Source organism: Streptomyces capoamus (assembly GCF_014654935.1).
GTDB lineage: Bacteria > Actinomycetota > Actinomycetes > Streptomycetales > Streptomycetaceae > Streptomyces > Streptomyces capoamus.
Window position 1 is genome coordinate 236,839 of record NZ_BNBF01000010.1, and the last position, 4,115, is coordinate 240,953.

The 4,115-nt window shown below is 71.8% G+C and carries 5 protein-coding genes; 1 reads left to right on the forward strand and 4 read right to left on the reverse strand.

Features of this window, described 5'->3' with window-relative positions; all coding sequences use genetic code 11:
* On the reverse strand, positions 1-737 hold a 737-nt coding region (locus tag IE312_RS18345; RefSeq protein WP_229900034.1), incomplete at its 3' end, for a siderophore-interacting protein.
* Positions 738-777: 40 nt separating this feature from the next.
* Positions 778-1,818 carry an ABC transporter substrate-binding protein gene (locus IE312_RS18350; protein ID WP_189983084.1) on the reverse strand — a complete coding sequence of 347 codons (1,041 nt, stop codon included), beginning with the start codon at positions 1,816-1,818 and terminating at the stop codon, positions 778-780.
* A gap of 419 nt (positions 1,819-2,237) precedes the next feature.
* Between IE312_RS18350 and IE312_RS18355 the strand changes: the two genes are divergently transcribed.
* Positions 2,238-2,411, forward strand: coding sequence for a hypothetical protein (locus IE312_RS18355; protein ID WP_189983086.1), 174 nt, complete (start codon positions 2,238-2,240; stop codon positions 2,409-2,411).
* Positions 2,412-2,452: 41 nt separating this feature from the next.
* Here IE312_RS18355 and IE312_RS18360 read toward each other — a convergent pair whose 3' ends face one another.
* Both IE312_RS18360 and IE312_RS40725 read right to left on the reverse strand, forming a co-directional pair.
* On the reverse strand, positions 2,453-3,613 hold the full coding sequence (locus tag IE312_RS18360; protein WP_189983088.1) for an acyl-CoA dehydrogenase family protein: 1,161 nt from the start codon (positions 3,611-3,613) through the stop codon (positions 2,453-2,455).
* Between the two features lie 5 nt (positions 3,614-3,618).
* Positions 3,619-4,115 (reverse strand): hydroxymethylglutaryl-CoA lyase-like TIM-barrel protein (locus IE312_RS40725; RefSeq protein WP_502266976.1); only part of this gene is annotated, 497 nt, incomplete at its 5' end.

Consider the following 4,115-nt stretch of genomic DNA (forward strand, 5'->3'; position numbering starts at 1 on the left):
AGCGCCCTCACCCGGCCCGACTCGCCCGCCAGCCAGACGTACGCCCGCTCGGTGCCGGCGAGCCGGGCGGCCCGTACGGCGTCGACGGCCGTGGGGGACCCGTCGTGCCGTACGAGCCACGTGATCTCCGCGTCCGCCTCGGTGCGCACGTCCTGCACGTCACCGGCGTGCGGCACCTCCAGCCAGGCCCGGACCCGGGTGCCGGCGGGCAGCGACTCCAGGATCGCGGTCGCGGCCGGCACGGCGGTCTCGTCGCCGCAGAGCACGACGAGGCCGGTGTCCTCCGGCGGGCGGAACCGGATCGCCCGGTTGTCGGCGACGGCGGGCCCGAGCAGCAGCACCCGGTCGCCCGCGGCGGCCCGCGCGGCCCAGCGGGAGGCCGGCCCGGCGGGGGCGGCGGCGCCCGGCCCGACCCCGTGCAGCGCGAAGTCGACGTCGATCTCGTCGGGGTCCCGGCGCAGTGCCCTGAGCGTGTACGAGCGCATCACCGCCCGTACGTCGTCCGGCAGTTCCCGCCAGCCCTGCCACCAGTCGTCGCCCAGCTCCAGCGGCACGACGGGCTCGTCCTGCCCGGGGTGCGGGAGGAAGAGCGACAGCGACTGGTCCCGGCCGTCGGAGTGGAAGGCGTGCAGATCGGGTCCGCCGAAGGTGACCCGGACCAGGGACGGACCGAGCCGCCTCGTCCGTACGACCTGCAGGGCGAAGAAGCGGAACGGGGCGGCAACGGCCGTCGTCATGGGGGCTCCTGAGGAAGGGGGGTCAGGGCTTCGCCGGGATTCAGCCGACCTTCTCGGCCTTCTCCAGGGCCTCGGCCAGGCGCGTCAGCAGCGGCACGCACTTGTCGTACGACAGGATCGGCTCGGGGGAGCGGGGGATGACCTGCCCGGCCTTCACCGCGGGCAGCTTCTTCCAGGTGGCCTTGGTGATGTCGGCGGGCTGGATGGCCGAGGAGCGGTCGTCCATCATGATGATGTCCGCCCGGTACTTGTCGACGTTCTCCCAGCTGAGCGACTCGTACCAGCCGCCGCCCTGCTTCTTGGCGCTCTCCGGCGGCTCCACGAAGTTCACGCCGAGGGCCTTGAAGTACTCCAGGTCGACGGAGAGGTTGGTGCCCGAGACGTAGAACAGCTGGTCGCTGGCGCTGCCGGCCATCACCTTGAGGCCGGGCTTGGCCTTGGCGGCCGCGCGCAGCCGGGCGGCGGCGGCCTCGAAGCGCTTCTTGGCGTCGGTCGCCTTCGCGGCCTTCATGTCCGCACCGAGCGACTCGGCGAGGTCCCACATGCGCTGCAGCGGCTGGGTGAGCTGGCGGTCGTAGACGGAGATGCCGACACCGGGGGCCAGCTGGGCGATCTTCTTCTTCGACTCCTCGGGGACGTACCAGAGGGTGCCGGCGTCGTCGAACATCGTGGTGATGAGGACGTCCGGGGCGAGGGAGGCGTACTTCTCGATGCTGAACTGGCCCCAGGCGTTGCCCAGGACGGTCACCTTGCTGATGTCCATGTCGCCGGCCTGGACGTCGGGCTTGCCGGCGGTGGTCCTCGTCGGGCCGAAGACGCCCTTCACCTGGATGCCGTAGTCGTACAGCGCGGCGCCGACGCCGGTGAACGCGACGATGTTCGCGGGGACCTTGTCCAGCTTCACGGTCGTGCCGCGGTCGTCCTTGAAGGACCAGGCCCCGGACTTCCCGCCCTTCGCCCCCGTGCCGCTGTCTTTGCCCTGGTCGTCCCCGCAGGCGGCGAGCGCGGCACCGAGACCGAGCGCGCCGCCGGCGGCGAGCAGGCCGCGACGAGTGAGGTGGGTGGCACGGGCAAGGGGCATGGGTATGACTGCTTTCGAACGGGGCGGAGCGCCCGCCGGACAAGTTCCAAGGTAGGTTAGCCTAACCTCATCTGATGTCGAGAGGGTGTCCGGCCGCCCGGCCGGTGCGGGACGTGCGGACGACCCGTGGAGCCACGGGAGTTGGCGGTACGGCGGACAGACCGGGGGCCGCGCGGCTACAGTCGGCACTGCACGGCCGGCACAGCCGGCTGCGACGGGAATGGGTCCGACGTCCCTTTCGGGCGTGGCGGCCGGCACAGCCGACGCCGCGTCAATCGCGACAACCGCATACACGGCCTGTACGTCGGCAGGGCCTCAGTTGGTCATCCGAATTCCGGGTGGTCGGCCTGAGACACCTGCCCTCCAGCATGCGGTTCGCCCTCGGCTCGGCCACCCTCCGGCGCAGGAGGAACCCGAGCGTGGATCTGCAGATCATCCTGGTGATTCTGGGGACGGCAGGCGTCGTGTCCGCGGCCCTGTCCGCCCTGAAAGGGGTCCTGGACCAGGTGCCCGACGTGATCCGCTCCTGGCGCCGCGTCGTGGCCGAGGCCCGGCGCACCCGAGCGGACGACGGCGGTGACGGCACGCGGTGACACGGGACCGGCCGCCGTCCGGTGCCGGTCCCGTGCGGGGCTCAGCTCACCAGGCCCAGCTCGCGGGCGATCAGCATGCGCTGGACCTCGCTCGTGCCCTCGCCGATCTCCAGGATCTTGGAGTCGCGCCACATGCGGGCCACCGGGTACTCGTTCATGAAGCCGTAGCCGCCGTGGATCTGGGTGGCCTCGCGGGCGTTGTCGACGGCGACCGTGGAGGAGTGGAGCTTGGCCAGGGCCGCCTCCTTCTTGAAGGGTTCGCCGGTCACCAGCCGGCTGGCCGCGTCACGCCAGGCAAGACGGGCCGTGTGGGCCTTCATCTCCATGTCGGCGATCTTGAACTGGATGGCCTGGTTGGCGCCGATGGGCCGGCCGAAGGCGTGGCGCTCCTTGGCGTACTTCACCGACTCGTCCACGCAGCCCTGGGCCAGGCCCGTGGCGAGCGCGGCGATCGCGACGCGGCCCTCGTCCAGGATGCGCAGGAACTGGCTGTAGCCGCGGCCCCGTTCGCCCAGCAGGTTCGCGGCGGGCACCCGGACGTCGGCGAAGGACAGCTCGCGCGTGTCGGAGGCGTTCCAGCCGACCTTCGAGTACGGCGCCGCCACCGTGAAGCCCGGCGTGCCGGCCGGGACGATGATCGCCGAGATCTCCGGCCTGCCGTCCGGCTTGCGGCCGGTCACCGCGGTCACCGTGACCAGGCCCGTGATGTCCGTACCGGAGTTGGTGATGAAGCACTTGGTGCCGTTGATCACCCACTCGTCGGTGTCCGGGTCCAGACGGGCCGTCGTACGGGTCGCCCCGGCGTCGCTGCCGCCGTCGGGTTCCGTCAGGCCGAACGCGCCCAGGATCTCGCCGGAGCACAGCCGGGGCAGCCACTGCTGCTTCTGCTCGGGCGTGCCGAAGAGGTGGATCGGCATCGCGCCCAGCGACACCCCCGCCTCCAGCGTGATGGCCACCGAGGAGTCGACGCGGGCCAGCTCCTCCAGCGCGATGCCCAGCGCCAGGTAGTCGCCGCCCATCCCGCCGTACTCCTCCGGGAACGGCAGCCCGAACAGGCCCATGCGGCCCATCTCCCGGACGATCTCGTACGGGAACTCGTGCCGCTCGTAGAAGTCGCCGATCTTCGGCGCCACGACATCGTGCGCGAACTGCTCGACCGTGCGGCGGAGTTCCTCCAGCTCGGGGCTGAGGCGGTGGTCCATGCTGATCACTGGTCCTTGTGGGAGAGAGCGCGGACGGTACGGGACGGACTGGGCCGGCCCAGCTGTTCGGCCATCCACACGCTGGTGGCGGTCAGACGGCCGAGGTCGACCCCCGTCTCGATGCCGAGTCCGTGCAGCATCCAGACGAGGTCTTCGGTGGCGAGGTTCCCGGTGGCGGACCTGGCGTACGGGCAGCCGCCGAGCCCGCCGGCGGAGGCGTCGACCGTGGTGACGCCGTGCTGCAGCGCGGCGAGCGTGTTGGCGAGCGCCTGGCCGTAGGTGTCGTGGAAGTGCACGCCGAGCACGTCCGCCGGCACGCCCTCCTCGCCCAGCAGGGACAGCAGCCCCCGCACATGGCCCGGCGTGGCCACCCCGATCGTGTCGCCCAGGCTCAGCTCGTCGCAGCCCATGTCCCGCAGGGCCGTGCAGACGCGGGCCACCTGGCGGAGCGGCACCGCGCCCTCCCACGGGTCGCCGAAGCACATGGACACGTAGCCGCGCA